We start from the raw sequence: 17,979 nt of genomic DNA, 5'->3' as shown, positions 1-17,979 counted from the left end.
TCCATGATAGGTCTCAACGCAAAAGACACCCGTCTGTTTTTCATCGTCATTGGGCTCGTGATCTTCGCGCCCTTCCTGATGAACCCGTTCCCGGTGGACAGCGCTATGGCGCAGTTCAACGCGGGCTACCCTGACCTGATGCAGCGCTTTGTGATCTTTGGCACCTTCGCCATCGGCTTCAACCTGCTGTTCGGGCTCACCGGCTACCTGTCCTTTGGGCATGCCGCGTTCCTTGGTGCGGGCTCTTATGCCGCAGTTTGGATGCTCAAGCTGCTGACGATCAACGTGATCCCGGCAATTCTGATCTCCACTGTGGTGGCCGGGGCCTTCGCGCTGCTGATCGGGTTCATCTCGCTCAGACGCTCGGGCATCTACTTCTCCATCCTCACGCTGGCCTTTGCGCAAATGGCCTTCGCGCTTGCCGCGTCGGTTCTGACGCCAATCACCGGCGGCGAGACGGGCTTGCAAACGGCGCTCAACGATCCGCGCATCCTTGATGGCGCGGCCGCAGCCAGCGGCAACATCCCGGCCCCGGCGCTCTTTGGGCTGGCCATGCGCGACAGTATGGTCTGGGAAATCAGTGGTTGGACCTTCACATTCAATGCGGGCTACTACCTCGCTGGCGCGTTCATGCTGTTGGCCTTCTACCTGTCGATCCGCATCTTCCGCTCGCCATTCGGGCTGATGCTGCAGGCGATCAAAACCAACCAGACGCGGCTGAACTATACCGGGTTGAACTCCCGTCCCTACACGCTGGCGGTCTTCGTGATCTCGGGCATGTATGCCGGGTTGGCCGGTGGTCTCATGGCCTCCATGGACCCGTTGGCAGGTGCGGAGCGGATGCAATGGACCGCCTCGGGTGAGGTCGTTCTGATGACCATCTTGGGCGGTGCCGGTACCCTGATCGGGCCGGTGCTGGGCGCAGGCTTCATCAAGTATTTCGAGAACATCTTCTCCAAGATCAACTCGAAGGTGCTGCATGAATGGTTCGCCTTCATGCCCGACGGTATGGAAGACTTCGTCGTGACGATCCTCTACCCGTTCGTGGGCAAGGGCTGGCACCTGACGCTGGGCATCATGTTCATGATGGTTGTGATCTTCCTGCCCGGCGGTCTGGTCGAGGGCGGTCAGCGTATCGCGCGCCTGTTCCGCCGCAAAAAGCCTGAAACCAACACGCCTGACGGCGCGAAAACACCTGCTGAATAGGGGGCATTGGACATGGGTATCTTAGAGATCAAAAATGTCGGCAAACGCTTCGGCGGATTGCAGGCTCTGGGCAACGTTAACTTGTCGGTGGCCGAAAACACGGTCCACGCGATCATCGGGCCAAACGGGGCGGGCAAGTCAACGCTGCTGAACTGCCTCGTCGGCAAGCTGATCCCCGACACAGGTTCGGTCACGTTCCAAGGGCAAAGCCTGCTGGGCCGTAAGCCGCATGAGATCAACCAGATGGGCGTCAGCCGCGTCTTCCAAACGCCCGAGATCTTCGCTGATCTCACGGTGATGGAAAACGTCATGATCCCATGCTTCGCGCATCGTGACGGGTCGTTCAAACTGAACGCCATTTCGCAAGTCCTGAAGCAAGGCGATATCAAAGCGCAGGCAGAGCAGATCCTTGAAGACGTCAACATGCTCGACAAGCATCACATGCAGGCGTCATCCCTGTCGCGGGGCGACAAGCGCCGCTTGGAAATGGCGATGTGCCTTGTGCAAGAACCAAAGCTCTTGTTGCTGGATGAACCAACAGCGGGCATGGCCCGCGCTGACACCAACAACACGATTGATCTGTTGAAAGAGATCAAGGACAAGCGCGACATCACCATGGCGATCATCGAGCATGACATGCACGTGGTCTTCTCCATGGCCGAGCGGATCACCGTGCTGGCGCAAGGCACCCCGCTTGTCGAAGACACGCCCGAAAACATCAAAGGCCACCCGAAAGTACGCGAAGCGTATCTCGGCGAAGCCCAAGTTTAAGGAGGTTTGAACCGATGAACGTCAAACCCGACTTCAACAAAAACGCCAATAACGCAGCGACCGCCCCTGCTTTTCTAAGCGTTTGGGATATCGAGGCCTATTACGGCGAAAGCTACATCGTGCAAGGCGTCAGCTTTAACGTGCATGAGGGCGAAATCCTCGCCCTGCTGGGCCGCAACGGCGCGGGCAAAACCTCCACATTGCGCACTATCGCGCGGCTGGGCGATCCTCAGCTGCAACATGGTGAGATCTGGCTGGACCATGAACCGCTTCACAAAATGGCCGCGCATGAAGCGTCACGTGCAGGCATCGCGCTGGTGCCGGAAGATCGCCGGATCATCTCCGGCCTGACGGTTGAGGAAAATCTCAAGCTCGCACAAATCGCGCCGCCCATCGGCTGGTCCCTGGAACGCGTCTATGAGCTGTTCCCGCGCCTTGGCGAACGCCGCAAGCAAGAAGGCACAACGCTGTCGGGCGGCGAACAGCAAATGCTGGCCATTGCGCGCGCGCTCTGCCGTGACATCAAAGTCTTGCTGCTGGATGAGCCATATGAAGGCCTCGCGCCAGTCATCGTACAGGAAATCGCCAAGACACTTGGCATCATCCGCGATCAAGGCATCACCACAATCATCGTGGAACAAAACGCCGTTGCGGCCCTAAAGCTTGCAGACCGCGCCGTCATTCTCGATACTGGCTCCGTCGTCTATGACGGCTCGGCCCAAGAAGTGCTGGACGACGAGGCGCTCCGGGCCGAATATTTGGCTATTTAAAGACCTCTGCCGCCCCCACTGCGCTGGGGGCGCTGCCACATCTAAAAAATTACCCGGGGGGATTCCCTATGACCGACTTAACCTACGCACCTTCGAAAGAATTTGCGGCGTCCGCGCATGCCGACAAGGCAACATATGACAAGATGTACGCCGAAAGCATTAAAGACCCTGCGGCGTTTTGGGGCGAACACGGCAAGCGCATCGACTGGATCAAGCCCTACTCGAAGGTCAAGGACGTCTCCTACGAATACGGAAAAGTCGACATCAAATGGTATGAGGACGGTACCCTAAACGTAGCTGCCAACTGCATCGATCGCCACCTTGCGACCCGCGGCGATCAAACCGCCATCATCTGGGAACCCGACAGCCCCGATGACGAGGCGCTGCACATCACCTACAAGCAGCTGCATGAGCACGTGTCAAAATTCGGCAACGTTCTCAAGGAGATGGGCGTCACCAAAGGCGACCGCGTCGTCATCTACATGCCGATGATCCCTGAAGCCGCCTACGCCATGCTGGCCTGCGCGCGCATCGGCGCCATCCATTCCATCGTTTTCGCGGGCTTCTCCGCCGACGCTTTGGCCGCCCGCGTCAACGGCTCCAAGGCCAAGGTCGTCATCACCGCCGACGAGGCCCCGCGCGGCGGGCGCAACACGCCCCTCAAGGTCAATTGCGACAAGGCGTTTGAGGCCGTCGACCACGACGCCCAGATGCTGGTCGTGCAGCGCACCGGCGGCGATGTGGCGATGCAAGCCGGCCGCGACCACTGGCTGCACGAGATGCAGGCCACCGTCTCCGCCGACTGCCCGCCCGAGGAAATGAACGCCGAAGACCCGCTCTTCATCCTCTACACATCCGGCTCCACCGGCATGCCCAAGGGCGTGGTCCACACCACCGGCGGCTACATCGTCTACGCCTCCATGACGCATCAATACACGTTCGATTACCATGACGGCGACATCTTCTGGTGCACCGCTGACGTGGGCTGGGTCACCGGCCACAGCTACATCGTCTACGGTCCCCTCGCCAATGGCGCGACCACTTTGATGTTCGAAGGCGTACCAACCTATCCCGACGCGGGCCGGTTCTGGGCCTGCTGCGAAAAGCACAAGGTGAACCAATTCTACACCGCCCCCACCGCCATCCGCGCGCTGATGGGTAAGGGCAACAGCTTCGTCGAAGGCTATGACCTGTCCTCGCTGAAGCTGCTTGGCACCGTTGGTGAGCCGATCAACCCAGAGGCATGGAACTGGTACAATGACGTGGTCGGCGGCGGGCGCTGCCCCATCGTCGATACCTGGTGGCAGACCGAAACCGGCGGCCATCTGCTGACCCCCCTGCCCGGCGCGACCTCCACAAAGCCCGGCTCCGCAACAACGCCGTTCTTCGGCATCGAGCCCGTAATCTTGGAGCCAACAACCGGCGCAGAAATAAGCGACACCGCCGCGGAAGGGGTGCTCTGCATCAAGGATAGCTGGCCTGCCCAAATGCGCACGGTCTACGGCGATCATGACCGCTTCATGCAGACCTATTTCTCCGACTACAAAGGCTATTACTTCACCGGTGACGGCTGCAAACGCGACGCGGACGGCTACTACTGGATCACCGGTCGGGTTGATGACGTGATCAACGTCTCTGGCCACCGGATGGGCACGGCGGAGGTCGAAAGCTCCCTCGTCGCGCACCCAAAGGTCTCCGAATCCGCCGTGGTCGGCTACCCGCATGACATCAAGGGCCAGGGCATCTACGCCTATGTGACCCTCATGGGCGGCGAAGAACCCTCAGAAGAGTTGCGCAAAGAGCTTGAGGTCTGGGTGCGCAAAGATATCGGCCCGATTGCCAAGCCCGACCTCATTCAATGGGCCCCGGGCCTGCCAAAAACGCGCTCCGGCAAGATCATGCGCCGCATTCTGCGCAAGATCGCTGAAAATGACTACGGCGCGCTTGGCGACACCTCAACACTCGCGGACCCTTCGGTCGTTGATGATTTGATCGACAACCGCATGAACCGTTAAGAAAGGGGCCTCGCAAGAGGCCCTTTTCAATTTTCGTTAAACTCTCTGAATATCTCTATTGCGCGTTAAGAGGCTGGCAATCTCTTGACGGCAAAACATCAGGCGTGGGGGCTTCCAATATGAAGGAAGTCTGTAATGTTGACGAACCAACTTATTGGGGCAGCGCAAAACGCGGTAAACCACGCGCCACGCCCGTCAGCCCCGCAAAATCTGCCGGCTCAGCCCGTCATGCCAGCAACGGCAATCGGCAATGAGACCACAGCGATGACAACGCGCCCCGTTTCAGGGACCGAAAACGCCAAGGAAACACGCCCCGAAGCGAATGAAGACCGGCCGCCGCTCGAAATCCCTAAACGGGTCGAAATGCGCATAGCCTTGGTCGATACCGTTCCCGATGCGGTCCCGGAAAGCATTTATGACGCCAAAGTCACGGATGAAACCGGTGCATCAGAGGCGCAAAAGCCAGAATAATCCCCCCAATGCGCGCTTTTCACCCCGCGCAGCTTCACCTATAAGCAACTGCAATGACAGATCCGGGCTGCCGGACGCGATATGGGTGAGGAGTATTCCCGCATGGCCAAGACGCCACATGACAGCGATGTCGCCTTTATCAAGGCGCTTGCCGAGCTGCTGAACGAAAACGATCTGACTGAATTACGGGTCAAGCGCGAATACGCCTCCGATGACAGTCTCGATGTGCGCGTCTCCAAAGGTGGCACACCAATTCAGGCCGTAGCCATGGCCGCACCTGCCGCGGCCCCCGTTGCTATGCCAGCGGCGTCAGAAGCACCAGCAGCAGCCGCGCCCGCCGCCGCCCCGGCCACTGATGATCCTGCACAACATCCCGGCGCTGTGTCCTCTCCCATGGTCGGCACATGCTATTTGCAGGCTGAACCCGGCACACCAGCCTTTGTTGCCCAAGGCGACAAGGTTAGCGAAGGCCAAACCATCCTGATCATTGAAGCAATGAAAACGATGAACCAGATCCCCGCGCCAAGATCTGGCACGGTCAAACGCATTCTGGTCGAAGACGGCTCGCCGGTCGAATTCGGCGCGCCCCTGATGATCATCGAATAGCGCCCATGTTCAAGAAAATCCTGATCGCCAACCGGGGCGAGATCGCCCTCCGCGTCATCCGCGCAGCGCGCGAAATGGGGATCGCATCAGTCGCGGTCCACTCCACAGCAGACGCCGACGCAATGCATGTACGCATGGCCGATGAGGCGATCTGCATCGGCCCGCCCCCGGCGGGCAAAGCTATCTCAACATTGCCGCGCTGATCTCAGCCGCCGAAATCACCGGCGCAGAAGCAATCCATCCGGGCTATGGCTTCCTGTCGGAAAACGCCAATTTCGTCCAAGCGCTCGAAGATCACGGCATCGCGTTCATTGGCCCAACGGCAGAACATATCCGTGTCATGGGCGATAAAATCACTGCCAAAGACACGATGAAAAACCTGGGCGTGCCCTGCGTTCCCGGATCCGACGGTGGCGTGCCAACCTTGGAAGAGGCCTACAAGGTCGGCGAGGAGATCGGCTATCCCGTCATCATCAAAGCCACAGCTGGCGGCGGCGGGCGTGGCATGAAGCTCGCAAAATCGCGCGATGAGATGGAAACCGCCTTCGGCTCCGCCCGCTCGGAAGGCAAAGCCGCTTTCGGCAATGACGAAGTGTATATCGAGAAATATCTCGGCACGCCCCGCCATATCGAAATTCAGGTCTTCGGCGACGGAAAAGGCGGCGCGGTGCATCTGGGCGAACGCGACTGTTCCCTGCAACGCCGCCATCAGAAAGTCTTTGAAGAGGCCCCCGGCCCCGCCATCGACCCGGAAACCCGCGCCAAAATCGGCAAAACCTGTGCGGAGGCCGTGGCCTCCATCAACTACGCCGGCGCCGGCACAATCGAATTCCTGTATGAGAATGGCGAGTTCTATTTCATCGAAATGAACACGCGCCTGCAGGTGGAACACCCGGTCACCGAAGCCATCTTCGGCGTCGATCTGGTGCGCGAACAAATCAACGTCGCCGCTGGCTACCCGATGTCGATCAAGCAAGATGAGCTCGCGATCAACGGACATGCCATTGAAGTGCGTATCAACGCTGAAAAAGTCCCCGAATTCACACCCTGCCCCGGCAAGATCACGCAGTATCACGCCCCCGGCGGCCTCGGCGTGCGCATGGATTCGGCTCTTTATGACGGCTATTCGATCCCGCCCTATTACGACAGCCTGATCGCCAAGCTGATCGTGCACGGCCCTGATCGTCCTGCCGCCCTCGCCCGTCTCAAACGCGCGTTGGGGGAATTGATCGTTGATGGAATCGACACAACCACGCCGCTCTTCGACGCCCTTCTGCAAGAAGATGCCGTGCTGACGGGCGACTATAACATCCACTGGCTAGAGCACTGGCTAGAGGCCAACACCTAGCCAGCCAGCGGCTTTGCGCATAAGCTGGCCCTACATTTTCGTTAAGCCCTTATGCCCAAAGACCTGACCCCAAACCTGATCCTCAATGCCTATGCGCAAGGCATTTTTCCGATGTCTGAGGCGCGCGACGACGAAGGCCTCTTCTGGGTCGACCCTCAGGCCCGCGGTATTTTCCCGCTGGACGACTTCCACATCTCCCGCTCTTTGCGCAAAACCATCCGGCGCGAACCCTATCAAATCCGCATCGACACCGCGTTCGAGGCCGTCATCGAGGGCTGCGCCGAGCGCGACGAAACTTGGATCAACGCTGAAATCTTTGAAATCTACCTCGACCTCTTTGACGCCGGTCACGCCCATTCGGTCGAGGTCTGGGACGGCGCAGAACTTGTCGGCGGCGTCTACGGCGTCACGCTGCGCGCCGCCTTCTTCGGCGAAAGCATGTTTTCGCGCCGCCGCGACGCGTCAAAAATCGCGCTCGCCTACTTGATCTCTCGGCTCAAAGCGGGCGGCTACACCCTGTTCGACACGCAATTCCTGACCGACCATCTAGCCAGCCTCGGCGCGGTTGAAATCACCCGCGCGCGCTATCACAGCCTGCTCAAGGACGCATTATCGGGCGAGGCGACCTTTCACCGGCAGCCACCTCAGGTGACGCCGCAACAGGTTCTGCAACCTCCGCCTGTATCTCAAACTGGCAGCGAATAGCCCAAATGTCGTAGCGTGGGTGCTCAAGCGCGTTCAAACCCGGGCTCGACGCAACCATCCAACCCGAGAACAGCGGCGCGGTCTGCCCGTCCGCCTGCACCGTCAAAAACACGTAAGCGTCGCCGCTCGGGTTGTTCTTGGGGTAGCGGCAATCGCTCATCTCTATCGAGAGGCTGCCAAATCGCGCGGGCTCCCCGGTGGCCATCTGAATGTCGCGGCTGGCACCCGCCAGCTTGTCTAAACCGCGCAACTTCGCAACCGGCGCGGAACTGACTTCAATCCGCGTCTCGCGCTCCACCACAAGTGAATTGCCCAGGCTAAACGCCTCGTTGTCGCCCTCAATCTGCACCGGGGCCGCGTCGTCCGTGGGCTCCGTCTCAAGCTTGAACTGCGCAAAGCCCGGCGTCGCCAGACACAGGCAGATCACTGCGGCAAGCGCGCGCATCACTCTGCGTCACCGCCCGCAACAAATTTCAGCAAAAGCGAGATCAAACTGACAGAGCTTTGCGTGTCCGTGATCTCCCCGCCCGGGTCGATATTGAACGGCGATCCGCCGGGAATAATCTCAATGAAATTGCCGCCGAGCAGCCCCTCTGACGCAACCGAAATCGCGCTGTCATCGGGAATTTCGATCTGATCATTCATCGTGAAAACCGTGTCCGCGCGAAAGCTCAGCGGGTTCAAATCAAGCGCGGTCACCGTGCCCACTTTGACGCCCGCCATGCGCACATCCGTGCCCACGCTGATCCCTTCGGCCGACCGGAAGCTTGCCGTCAACTCGTATTGATCCGGCGTTGTGGCACTCACACCGGTCAGGCCCGCCGCGTAGGCTAAAAACCCCGCTGCGACCACCAAAACACCGGTGCCGACCAAAACTTCTGTGGTATTTTCTGCCATCTCGACTGCCCCCGAAACCGCTCTTGTTCTGTGCCGCTATTCCGGCGACCAGGCCTCATAATCGCGCCGGTCCGCTGGGGCCGCGCTGCGCAAAGAGCCCGCAGGCGCGTAGGCCATGGCGGTGCCGGTCAGGTTTTCCTGATGCGGCTTTTCCCATTCCTTGCGTTTCAACGGCGCCTCAGTCGGCGGCTCTTTAAACGTATGATGCAACCAGCCATGCCATTCCGGGCCCACGCGGGAGGCCTCCGCCTCACCGTTATAAATCACCCAGCGGCGTTTGCCGTCGCGCGATTGGTAGAAGATATTGCCTTCGGCATCCTCGCCGACCTTCTCGCCCTTGCGCCAGGTCCAGAATTGCGTGTTCAGCGTTTGCCCGTCCCACCAGGTCGCCGCGCGCAGGATGTTTCTCAGAATGCCCATTGGCCTCTCCAGGTTGCTTGTCTCTGATATGCCCCAGTGCCGCGCGCGCGTCCAGTGTCAGACACCTAAAACACCACGCAATTACCCGCCGATATAGGCTGTGACCTCAATCTCGATGCGGTATTTGGGGTCAATCAACGCCGCCTCGATCATCATCGCTGCAGGCGGGGCGTCGCCAAAGGCTGCGCGCAACACCGGCCAGCACTCTTCGAACTCGTTGGCAGCGGGCAAAACGTAGTTCACGCGCACAACATGCTCAAACCCGGCCCCGGCCTCTTTCAGCGCCGCCTCGATGATGCCAAGCGCGCTTTCTGCCTGCGCCGCCGCGCCCTCCGGCACAGTTCCATCAGGGTTGAGCCCCGCCACGGTGCCCGCGACATGCACCCAGCCCCCGGCCACAACCGCGCGGCAATAGCCAACCTTTGCCTCGAACGGGCCGCCGGAATGTATCCGTTTGATGCTCATATTTCAGTCTCCATATCTGATACGCGCCACAATGCGCTGCGGCTTGGAATACAGGTGCACGGTCTCCCCAACAGGGCCGATGATGACGAATGACCCGGGCTGTGCAAGCGCCATTTCAATGCGCGCCGCAACGTTTTCGGACCAGTTCGGCGCGCAGAATTCAAAGGCGTCTCGGGTCGTATCACCGAGCGGTGCCATCGGGGTCGGTTGCCAATCACCACCCCACGCCAAATGCCAATGCGGTATGTCTTGGATAGCTTTGCGGCGGGGCGGCGCGGCCTGTGCAGTCTCATCCAACCCCACAATTGCAAATGTGCAATCCCAGCCCCCTGCGCCAAACCCGTGCCAGCGACGCTGCTCCAGCACCTCAAACTCCTCAAGATAGGGCGCAAACACATCCGTCGCATATCGCGGTTTGTCGATAAGCACGGCCTTCAATTGCCAACCCAAAAGCAAGACCACCGGTATTAAGAACACGGCCAAAATAAAAAGGCCGACCAACTTGGCCGACCTTTTCAAAAACACTCGCATGCGCCGCGGGCCTTACCCCGCTTCGGCCTCTGCTTTTTTCTTCTTCTCACCGTAAATGATAAGTGGCTTGGCTTCGCGGCCAACCGCTTCTTCATTCACGACAACCTCGTCAACACCCTCAAGACCCGGCAGATCATACATCGTATCAAGCAGGATATCTTCCAGGATCGAACGCAGCCCGCGCGCGCCGGTCTTGCGCTCAATCGCGCGTTTGGCAATCGCAGACAAAGCATCCTCGGTGAAGTTCAGGTTTGCTTCTTCCAGCTCAAACAGGCGTTGATATTGCTTCACCAGCGCGTTTTTCGGCTGGGTCAGAATTGTGACAAGCGCGTCCTCGTCCAAGTCTTCAAGCGTTGCGATCACTGGCAGGCGGCCCACGAATTCCGGGATCAGACCAAATTTCAGCAGGTCTTCCGGCTCAAGCTCGGCGAAGAACTCGCCAACGCCTTTGTTTTCTTCGTCACGCACATCGGCGCCAAAGCCCATTGCGGACCCTTTGCCGCGCTGCGCGATGATCTTTTCAAGACCCGCAAACGCGCCGCCACAGATGAACAGGATGTTCGTTGTGTCAACTTGCAAGAATTCCTGCTGCGGATGCTTGCGCCCACCTTGCGGCGGCACGGAGGCCACAGTGCCTTCCATGATTTTCAGCAAGGCCTGCTGGACGCCCTCACCCGACACATCGCGTGTGATCGAGGGGTTGTCCGACTTGCGCGTAATCTTGTCGACCTCGTCAATATAGACGATCCCGCGCTGCGCGCGTTCGACATTATATTCGGACGCCTGAAGCAGTTTCAGGATGATGTTTTCGACATCCTCACCGACATAGCCCGCTTCCGTTAGCGTCGTCGCATCCGCCATAGTAAATGGCACGTCAAGTATCCGCGCCAGCGTCTGCGCCAACAGCGTCTTGCCGCAGCCCGTCGGGCCGATCAGCAGAATGTTGGATTTCGCCAGCTCGATATCGCCCGACTTGGCGGCATGGTTCAAACGTTTGTAGTGGTTGTGCACCGCGACCGAGAGCACACGTTTCGCATGCCCCTGCCCGATCACATAATCGTCCAGCACGTCGCAAATTTCCTGCGGCGTCGGCACCCCGTCGGAAGATTTCAGACCCGCGGTCTTCGTCTCCTCCCGGATGATATCCATGCAAAGCTCAACGCATTCGTCGCAAATGAACACGGTCGGACCCGCAATCAGCTTGCGCACCTCATGCTGCGACTTGCCGCAGAACGAGCAATAGAGCGTGTTTTTGCTGTCACCAGAGTTGTTTGCCATCAGTCGACCTCAACGGGGCAAAGCCCTTAAATACAGTGTTTCGAAGCACCTGCTTCGCATTTGATCCCAAGCCTATGGCAGCGCCCCAGCGGGTACAATCGGAAAAAAGCCCCTGCGCACGCAACAATCGCGTTGCTGCAACATGCGCAGGAAACAATTTCGCGCGCCTAGGACTTATCGTCTTCGACCGACCGGCTGGTCACAATCTCGTCAATATGACCCCATTCCAAAGCCTCTTCGGGCGACATAAAATTGTCCCGCTCCAATGCTTTCTCAACCGCCTTCACGGTCTGGCCGGTATGTTTGGCGTAAATCTCGTTCAGCTTGCCCTTCAACTTCTTGGTCTCTTCCGCGTGGATCATGATATCCGTCGCCTGGCCCTGATACCCGCCTGAGGGCTGGTGCACCATGATCCGGCTGTTGGGCAGCGCAAACCGCATTCCCGCCTCGCCCGCGCAGGCCAAAAGCGAGCCCATAGATGCTGCCTGCCCCACAATCAGGGTCGACACTTTCGGGCGGATGTATTGCATCGTGTCGTAAATCGACAGACCAGCCGTCACCACGCCGCCGGGGGAGTTGATATACATCGAGATATCTTTCGACGGATTCTCCGCCTCAAGGTGCAGCAGCTGCGCCACGATCAGCTGGCTCATCCCGTCATGCACCGGGCCGTTCAGGAACACGATCCGTTCCTTCAGCAGGCGGGAAAAAATGTCATATGCGCGCTCGCCACGGCTGGTTTGCTCAACCACCATGGGCACAAGGTTCATGTAAGTGTCGATCGGATCGGTCATGGCCTGCCTGTTCTGTTTTGTTCGCATCGGTTGTTTAAGTCGGGCGCTTTGTCACGCGAAGTACCCGCAAAAGATGAAGATGACGTTAGTTGCGGAAAAATCTGGCTGCAAGGGGCGCAAACACGCGCCAACGCAACTTGAAGTGGGGCGCGGCCCGCCTATCGTCAACCCTCCAATTACCAAGCTTTGGCAAAACCATGACTTTCGTCCCTACACGCGCCGCCGGATTGGATGCGCTCGCTCAATTCCTGCCCTCCGCCGGCCTCACCTACACGCGCAGGCGTAACTATGACCTGCGCCCAGACGGGTCCGGCGCGGTCTCCAAGCTCTCCCCCTACCTGCGCCTCCGTCTGATCAGCGAGCAGGAGGTCATCACCCAGACCCTCTCCCAACACAGCGCGCGGGACGCCGAAAAATTCATTCAGGAGGTGTTCTGGCGCACCTACTGGAAGGGCTGGCTTGAGATGCGGCCCGGCGTCTGGAACAGCTATCAAACTGCCGTTCAAGCGGGCCTGAATCGCCTGCAAACAGAAGCCGGGCTCCGCCAGAATTTCGAAGATGCCTGCACCGGAAACACCGACATAGAGTGCTTTAACAACTGGGCACATACTATTGTTAAAAAAGGATATATTCACAACCATGCGCGCATGTGGTTTGCGTCAATCTGGATCTTCACATTGCGCCTGCCATGGGCGCTGGGGGCTGATTTTTTCCTCCGCCACCTGCTGGACGGCGACCCCGCCTCCAACACACTCAGCTGGCGCTGGGTGGCGGGCTTGCAGACCGAGGGCAAGACCTATCTCGCCCGCCCCGACAATATCGCCGAATTCACTGAAAACCGCTTTGCGCCGCGCCAAGATCAGCTCGCACCCCATGCTGTGCCGCCAGAGCCGTTTTTGCGCCATCCCCCGGAACCGATCCGGTTTCCAAACCCGGCGCACCCCACCAAACACACCGCAATCCTGCTTCATGAAGACGATCTGGGCGGCGGCATGACGACACTTTCCGCCACTGGCCCTGTCGCGGCGTTGTTAACCACGCCAGCCCGCTCGCCGCTCACCATGTCCGAAAATGTCACCTCCTTCACCAAAGAGGCCGCACAATCAGCCGTCAGAAATCTCGGCGGCGACAGCGCGCCGGTCTTTACCTCCACCGATGACGTGATCGCTTGGGCGCAGCAAACCGGCTGCTCTGAAATCGTAACGCCCTACGCGCCCGTCGGACCCACCGCTGATGCGCTTAACACACTTGAAATCGACCTCACTGCCCATGGCATATCGCTCAAGAAAACAGCCCGCAGCTATGACATGCTGTGCTGGCCGCATGCCACAAAAGGTTTCTTCCCCTTCAAGAGGATCATCCCTGATTTTCTGAATAAATTGAAATGATTGCGGCGTTTTCCTCTTGTAGTTCAGCGCTATTTTCTTAAAATTATCCGCACTGGTTTGGGAGGCCACATGCACCGCATCACGCTCACTCTGACGACGCTTCTCGCGACGCAATCCGTGGCGCTCGATCTGCCCGCGCCGGTCACCGATCAAGACTATGCCCCTGTTGATCTGGAAGAAGCCAAGCTCGGCCAATTGCTCTTCTATGACCCAATACTGTCGGGCAATAAAAACATCTCCTGCGCCACATGCCATCACCCCAAATTCGCCACCGGTGACGGGGTGTCGCTTTCTCTCGGCGAAGGTGGGATCGGCCTCGGGCCAGATCGCCGCGCCGACCCCGAAAACCTGCCGGAACAACGCATCCCGCGCCACGCGCAAGCGCTGTTCAACCTCGGCGCGCATGAATTTACGGTGTTGTTTCATGATGGGCGGATCGAGGTTGATCCAGACAAATTAGGCGGATTGCGCACCCCCATGGGCGAAGACATGACCCAAGGCTTTGCCTCGCTCTTGTCCGCACAAACCATGTTCCCGGTGCTCAGCGCCGATGAAATGGCAGGCCATTATAGCGAAAACGATGTTTCCAAAGCCGTCCGCACCGGATTGATCACGGGTCCGGGTGGCGCTTGGGATATCATCGCCAAACGCGTCAGCAGCTATCCCGAATATGTCCGCTCTTTCAATACAGTATACCCCGATATTAAATCGGGTCGTGATATCGCCTTCACAGATATCTCAAACGCAATCGCAGCCTTTATCGCCCATGAATGGCGCTCTGACACGGCCCCATTTGACGCCTATCTGCGCGGCGGTGATTTGCCGGCTGCCGCAAAACAAGGGTTTGACCTTTTCTACGGCGATGCCCAATGCAGCAGCTGCCATACAGGGCCGTTTCAAACCGATCACAGCTTTCACGCAACGGGCCAACCGCAATTTGGCCCCGGCAAAGCCGCCCGGTTTGAGAGTCATGCACGCGACGAAGGCCGCATGCGCGTGACGGGCGCGCCGACAGATGCCTACGCATTCCGCACCCCGTCGCTGCGCAATGTCACCCAAACCGCGCCCTATGGTCACACCGGCGCCTATCCCGATCTGGCCCAGTTCATTGCGGCCCATTCCAATCCCGTCGCCGCTCTGGAGGCCTATGATCGCAGCACGCCTGTTTTGCTGCCCCTCGACGTCTCTGACTGGTGGGTCGCTGACCGCCCGGATGAACTCGCCAAAATTCGCGATGCCGCGGTGCCGATGCAACCTTTGACACAGTCAGATATCGCGCAGCTCATTGCGTTCCTGAAAACACTCGACGACCCAACCGCCCTGAACGGCCGCCTCGGCATCCCCAAAGCTGTTCCCAGCGGCTTGCCAATAGATCGCTGACCGCCCGCATTCATTGTTTCAAAAATATTCAGGGGGAGCGCGCAACGCGCGCGGGGCAGCGCCCCCAAACTCCAGAAAAATCAAACAGTAAACAGGTGGTTAACGAAAAACCCTAAGATATTGATTGGCCTGAATTTCTTGCCATGCCCCGCGTGCGGGGCCGGGCCAAATCACCCGCATTTCGGCCCGTTCCGCAGACCCAAGCCCAAAATGCAAAGCCCCCGATGCCCCGCTGGCATGCCCGCCGCCAACAGTGATTTCCTGCGTCAAAATCCGGCCTTCCACCCGCAGCTCCACCCAAGCGCCCACCGCATCACGATTGGCCCGGTCCTGAACCAGCTCCACGGCCACCCAATTACCCGCATCAGCGGTCACATTCTGATACAGCTCCATCTCCGCCCGCCGATTGACGACCACCAGATCCAGCAGCCCATCGCGGTTCAAATCATGCAGCGCCGCACCCCGCGACCGCTCCATCGTCGCAATCCCAGCCGTCTCGCCATGCTCCACAAACCGGCTATCCCTACCTTGGATCAGCAGGTTGTTCGGGTCTTTCATAGCCATCCCCGGCATCTGATCCACATTGCCCTTCGCAATGAACAAGTCACTCAACCCGTCATTGTTCACATCACCAAATTCCGCGTGCCACCCGGTCGAAGGCCGCCCATCGCCCCCTGTAAAAGGCCGCTGCGCGTAGGTTCCGATCTCAAACGGCGCCGCGTAATAACCCTGTTCGGAGGCAATTTGCATCAGCTGATCCCCCATCGAGGTCAGCACCACCTCAGGCCGCCCGTCGCCGGTCAGGTCCTGCGATGCGATCCCCATGCCCCAAATGCTGATCGGCTCCCAACCGTCACCCGACTGCAAGGTCAATTCCGGCATGGACCACATCTGCTCGGACCCGCCGCGCACGTAGTAGTGGCGATCATTGGAAACCCGCAAATCCTGCACCCCATCGCGGTTCCAGTCGGAGAATAACATCGACAAGGCGCAAAACCCGGGCGCTAGAACCTGCCCGACGTAGCGCTCCCCGTCGTACCGGTAGACTTGATTGACGTCGCAAGCCTCAAACGGACCATCAGGATCCTCGCGGTCGACATAATTTCCAAACGCTAGCGTCGGCCAGTCTGTCCCATCTTCCCATGTCGCCGCGAAGGCGGTGGTCCATGCATCACCACCATCGAAGCCCCAAAGCTGTGATGCGTCCAAAAAGCTGCAATCGGCAGCCCCTTTGAAAATCATGTTCTGCCCAACACGCAGCACAACAAGGTCCTGATACCCATCGCTGTCGATATCGAGCGGGTATGCCCCAGTCACTCCGGTCAGCAGTTCAAATGTACCGGCTTTAAAGGTCAAATCACCGCCAACCGCACCGGTGGCGTTGACAAACAACCGCGCATCACCCGCGCCGCCAGCGGCGAAAACATCATCAAACCCGTCTTGATTGCAATCAAACACTGCGACGCCGCCGCCGACAAAATGTTCCCAGCCGCCTTCATATATATGGGAAACGGGCATTGCGCGCGGCTCAAACTTCGGATCAGCCGAAGCGAGCCCAGGCAGGACAAGCAAAACCATCAAAAGAAACGTTTTCATCCGTCGCCCCAGGCCTGCCCGAATATTTCGTCCGTTACGGCGGACAACGCCAAAGCCGCGGCGCCACGCGCCCAGACGAACCCATCCCAGACATTGATATCAACCTCCGGCGGCGGGCGGCCTTTGTCGAGCGTCAGCTCCTCCATCTCGGCCAACACGTCCTCGGCATACAGATAATCGTATCGCATCCGTTCGCCTGACAAGATGATCAGCTTGGGATCAAAAAGATGCACAACATTGCTGAGCGCCACTGACAGATACCGTCCGGCCCGGCGGAAAATCGTGCGCGCGCGTTGATTGCCGGCTTTGGCTTGCTCATAGAGCGTTTCCAGCATCACATCGACGGGTCCGAATGGCTCACTTTTCATATCAAGCGCGATGCGCGCCTCGCGGACCAAAGCGTAGTCGGCCACATAGGCCTCAAGGCAGCCGCGATTTCCGCACCGACACAGCGCGCCATCGAGTTGCACTTTTGTGTGCCCCAATTCCAACCCCAGCCCGCCCGAGCCACGATAGAGCTGATTGTCCAGTACAAGCCCCATACCGACGCCATACTCAATTGTGACCACCGCAAAGGACTGCCGCGCGCGACCTGCGCCAAACCACAGTTCCGCCAGTGTCAGCATGTTGGCATCGTTGTCGATATGAACCGGCAGGCCCATCGCATCGCTGAGCGCCGCACGCAGATCCACGTTGCGATCAATCAAGAGCGGTGACCAGGGGACAATGCCCGCCTCATGATCGACGATCCCAGACAGGCCCACACCGACAGCCATCACCTTTGATTTGTCAATTTCAGCCTTTGCCAGCAGACGTTCCAGCAGATCAGCACTTTCACTTGCGAGCGCGCCTACGTCATGATTCTGCGCCTTGGCGGAAAGGCTTGCCTTGCATACCTGCGCACCTGCGTAGTCGACCAGAACGGCGGAATGGTTGAAATCTCCAAGCTTGATGCCCGCAACGTACCCGGCGCCAGGCGGAACCTGTAATGCAACCGGCGGGCGACCGCGCGCGGAGCTATCATGTGTCGCTTCACATTCTTCCACCAACCCTGCGGCAATCAACTCGGACGAGATTTGCGTGACAGAGCCCGGTGAGATTGACAGGTCCTTCGCAAGCGAAATACGCGGTGCCTTTCCGACAGCACGAACGCGTTCAAACACTTGTTGGCGCAGGGGCTTGCCATAGCCCAGCCCTGCCTGCAGCATGGGTCCGCACCCAGCGCCATTCGTGTCTTGCTGCCCCTCACCAAGCGGCGCGGGTCGACCTATTTGGCTCATTTCTTTCAACACAAAAACTAAACCTCCCGTATCTCACAGCTTTACACTCACCACAGAC

18 protein-coding genes and 1 pseudogene are annotated in these 17,979 nt (G+C 59.0%); 10 read left to right on the top strand and 9 right to left on the bottom strand.

Translation table 11 applies throughout. The annotated features are described in order from the left end of the window. The first annotated feature begins 3 nt into the window (after positions 1-3). From ACZ1G7_RS00735 to aat, 8 genes and pseudogenes are all read left to right on the top strand, one after another. Positions 4-1,206, top strand: a complete 1,203-nt coding sequence (locus tag ACZ1G7_RS00735; RefSeq protein WP_472661481.1) for a branched-chain amino acid ABC transporter permease — start codon at positions 4-6, stop codon at positions 1,204-1,206. A 12-nt stretch (positions 1,207-1,218) separates the two neighbouring features. Then, complete coding sequence (locus ACZ1G7_RS00730) at positions 1,219-1,977, top strand: ABC transporter ATP-binding protein (RefSeq protein ID WP_472661480.1); 759 nt, start codon at positions 1,219-1,221, stop codon at positions 1,975-1,977. A 14-nt stretch (positions 1,978-1,991) separates the two neighbouring features. Next, positions 1,992-2,747 (top strand): ABC transporter ATP-binding protein, encoded by a 756-nt coding sequence (locus ACZ1G7_RS00725; protein WP_472661478.1) that lies wholly within the window; start codon positions 1,992-1,994, stop codon positions 2,745-2,747. 68 nt (positions 2,748-2,815) lie between these two features. After that, a complete protein-coding gene (gene acs, locus ACZ1G7_RS00720) occupies positions 2,816-4,762 on the top strand; it encodes an acetate--CoA ligase (RefSeq protein WP_472661476.1) in 1,947 nt (648 codons plus the stop codon). Positions 4,763-4,897: 135 nt separating this feature from the next. Continuing rightward, on the top strand, positions 4,898-5,233 hold the full coding sequence (locus tag ACZ1G7_RS00715) for a hypothetical protein (protein ID WP_472661475.1): 336 nt from the start codon (positions 4,898-4,900) through the stop codon (positions 5,231-5,233). Between the two features lie 102 nt (positions 5,234-5,335). Then, the gene (gene accB / locus ACZ1G7_RS00710; RefSeq protein ID WP_472661473.1) at positions 5,336-5,839 is read left to right on the top strand and encodes an acetyl-CoA carboxylase biotin carboxyl carrier protein; all 504 of its coding nucleotides are present in this window, start codon (positions 5,336-5,338) and stop codon (positions 5,837-5,839) included. Positions 5,840-5,844: 5 nt separating this feature from the next. After that, positions 5,845-7,187 (top strand): annotated as a pseudogene (gene accC, locus ACZ1G7_RS00705) (acetyl-CoA carboxylase biotin carboxylase subunit). A 51-nt stretch (positions 7,188-7,238) separates the two neighbouring features. Then, a complete protein-coding gene (gene aat, locus ACZ1G7_RS00700) occupies positions 7,239-7,892 on the top strand; it encodes a leucyl/phenylalanyl-tRNA--protein transferase (protein ID WP_472661471.1) in 654 nt (217 codons plus the stop codon). Here aat and ACZ1G7_RS00695 read toward each other — a convergent pair. The 7 genes from ACZ1G7_RS00695 to ACZ1G7_RS00665 form a co-directional block, all read right to left on the bottom strand. After that, entirely contained in the window at positions 7,786-8,337 is a 552-nt protein-coding gene (locus ACZ1G7_RS00695; RefSeq protein WP_472661469.1) for a DUF2155 domain-containing protein, read from the bottom strand. The two genes, aat and ACZ1G7_RS00695, sit on opposite strands and share 107 nt — an antisense overlap. Next, the gene (gene mlaD / locus ACZ1G7_RS00690) at positions 8,337-8,789 is read right to left on the bottom strand and encodes an outer membrane lipid asymmetry maintenance protein MlaD (RefSeq protein ID WP_472661467.1); all 453 of its coding nucleotides are present in this window, start codon (positions 8,787-8,789) and stop codon (positions 8,337-8,339) included. The genes ACZ1G7_RS00695 and mlaD overlap by 1 nt, the downstream gene beginning before the upstream one ends. A 36-nt stretch (positions 8,790-8,825) precedes the next feature. Next, the gene (locus tag ACZ1G7_RS00685; protein ID WP_472661465.1) at positions 8,826-9,209 is read right to left on the bottom strand and encodes an NADH:ubiquinone oxidoreductase subunit NDUFA12; all 384 of its coding nucleotides are present in this window, start codon (positions 9,207-9,209) and stop codon (positions 8,826-8,828) included. Positions 9,210-9,290: 81 nt separating this feature from the next. Then, positions 9,291-9,674 (bottom strand): RidA family protein, encoded by a 384-nt coding sequence (locus ACZ1G7_RS00680; protein WP_472661463.1) that lies wholly within the window; start codon positions 9,672-9,674, stop codon positions 9,291-9,293. A gap of 3 nt (positions 9,675-9,677) precedes the next feature. After that, positions 9,678-10,175: a hypothetical protein gene (locus ACZ1G7_RS00675; RefSeq protein WP_472661462.1), complete on the bottom strand. Its 498-nt coding sequence runs from the start codon at positions 10,173-10,175 to the stop codon at positions 9,678-9,680. Positions 10,176-10,217: 42 nt separating this feature from the next. Further along, positions 10,218-11,483, bottom strand: coding sequence for an ATP-dependent Clp protease ATP-binding subunit ClpX (gene clpX / locus ACZ1G7_RS00670; RefSeq protein ID WP_472661460.1), 1,266 nt, complete (start codon positions 11,481-11,483; stop codon positions 10,218-10,220). Between the two features lie 167 nt (positions 11,484-11,650). Next, positions 11,651-12,277, bottom strand: coding sequence for an ATP-dependent Clp protease proteolytic subunit (locus ACZ1G7_RS00665; RefSeq protein ID WP_472661458.1), 627 nt, complete (start codon positions 12,275-12,277; stop codon positions 11,651-11,653). A gap of 197 nt (positions 12,278-12,474) precedes the next feature. Between ACZ1G7_RS00665 and ACZ1G7_RS00660 the strand changes: the two genes are divergently transcribed. Together ACZ1G7_RS00660 and ACZ1G7_RS00655 are read left to right on the top strand one after the other, a co-directional pair. Then, on the top strand, positions 12,475-13,665 hold the full coding sequence (locus ACZ1G7_RS00660; RefSeq protein ID WP_472661456.1) for an FAD-binding domain-containing protein: 1,191 nt from the start codon (positions 12,475-12,477) through the stop codon (positions 13,663-13,665). A gap of 69 nt (positions 13,666-13,734) precedes the next feature. Continuing rightward, positions 13,735-15,045: a cytochrome-c peroxidase gene (locus tag ACZ1G7_RS00655; RefSeq protein ID WP_472661454.1), complete on the top strand. Its 1,311-nt coding sequence runs from the start codon at positions 13,735-13,737 to the stop codon at positions 15,043-15,045. Positions 15,046-15,144: 99 nt separating this feature from the next. Here the strand turns inward: ACZ1G7_RS00655 and ACZ1G7_RS00650 are convergent, their stop codons facing one another. Both ACZ1G7_RS00650 and ACZ1G7_RS00645 read right to left on the bottom strand, forming a co-directional pair. Beyond that, positions 15,145-16,641 carry a CRTAC1 family protein gene (locus ACZ1G7_RS00650; RefSeq protein WP_472661452.1) on the bottom strand — a complete coding sequence of 499 codons (1,497 nt, stop codon included), beginning with the start codon at positions 16,639-16,641 and terminating at the stop codon, positions 15,145-15,147. Then, entirely contained in the window at positions 16,638-17,849 is a 1,212-nt protein-coding gene (locus ACZ1G7_RS00645) for an ROK family protein (protein WP_472661450.1), read from the bottom strand. The genes ACZ1G7_RS00650 and ACZ1G7_RS00645 overlap by 4 nt, the downstream gene beginning before the upstream one ends. Positions 17,850-17,979 lie beyond the last annotated feature (130 nt).

It is taken from the genome of Litoreibacter sp. JB4-2 (assembly GCF_055693445.1).
This window is presented reverse-complemented; position numbering and strand designations above follow the sequence as displayed.

What these genes read in the sequence shown, in the direction of transcription:
- acs (WP_472661476.1), top strand. Translation starts at nt 2,816, where the DNA reads ATGACCGACTTAACCTACGCACCTTCGAAAGAATTTGCGGCGTCCGCG.
- ACZ1G7_RS00650 (WP_472661452.1), bottom strand. Translation starts at nt 16,641, where the DNA reads ATGAAAACGTTTCTTTTGATGGTTTTGCTTGTCCTGCCTGGGCTCGCT.
- ACZ1G7_RS00645 (WP_472661450.1), bottom strand. Translation starts at nt 17,849, where the DNA reads ATGCTGCAGGCAGGGCTGGGCTATGGCAAGCCCCTGCGCCAACAAGTG.
- ACZ1G7_RS00685 (WP_472661465.1), bottom strand. Translation starts at nt 9,209, where the DNA reads ATGGGCATTCTGAGAAACATCCTGCGCGCGGCGACCTGGTGGGACGGG.
- mlaD (WP_472661467.1), bottom strand. Translation starts at nt 8,789, where the DNA reads ATGGCAGAAAATACCACAGAAGTTTTGGTCGGCACCGGTGTTTTGGTG.
- aat (WP_472661471.1), top strand. Translation starts at nt 7,239, where the DNA reads ATGCCCAAAGACCTGACCCCAAACCTGATCCTCAATGCCTATGCGCAA.
- ACZ1G7_RS00725 (WP_472661478.1), top strand. Translation starts at nt 1,992, where the DNA reads ATGAACGTCAAACCCGACTTCAACAAAAACGCCAATAACGCAGCGACC.
- ACZ1G7_RS00730 (WP_472661480.1), top strand. Translation starts at nt 1,219, where the DNA reads ATGGGTATCTTAGAGATCAAAAATGTCGGCAAACGCTTCGGCGGATTG.
- ACZ1G7_RS00665 (WP_472661458.1), bottom strand. Translation starts at nt 12,277, where the DNA reads ATGACCGATCCGATCGACACTTACATGAACCTTGTGCCCATGGTGGTT.
- accB (WP_472661473.1), top strand. Translation starts at nt 5,336, where the DNA reads ATGGCCAAGACGCCACATGACAGCGATGTCGCCTTTATCAAGGCGCTT.
- clpX (WP_472661460.1), bottom strand. Translation starts at nt 11,483, where the DNA reads ATGGCAAACAACTCTGGTGACAGCAAAAACACGCTCTATTGCTCGTTC.
- ACZ1G7_RS00660 (WP_472661456.1), top strand. Translation starts at nt 12,475, where the DNA reads ATGACTTTCGTCCCTACACGCGCCGCCGGATTGGATGCGCTCGCTCAA.
- ACZ1G7_RS00715 (WP_472661475.1), top strand. Translation starts at nt 4,898, where the DNA reads ATGTTGACGAACCAACTTATTGGGGCAGCGCAAAACGCGGTAAACCAC.
- ACZ1G7_RS00735 (WP_472661481.1), top strand. Translation starts at nt 4, where the DNA reads ATGATAGGTCTCAACGCAAAAGACACCCGTCTGTTTTTCATCGTCATT.
- ACZ1G7_RS00680 (WP_472661463.1), bottom strand. Translation starts at nt 9,674, where the DNA reads ATGAGCATCAAACGGATACATTCCGGCGGCCCGTTCGAGGCAAAGGTT.
- ACZ1G7_RS00655 (WP_472661454.1), top strand. Translation starts at nt 13,735, where the DNA reads ATGCACCGCATCACGCTCACTCTGACGACGCTTCTCGCGACGCAATCC.
- ACZ1G7_RS00695 (WP_472661469.1), bottom strand. Translation starts at nt 8,337, where the DNA reads ATGCGCGCGCTTGCCGCAGTGATCTGCCTGTGTCTGGCGACGCCGGGC.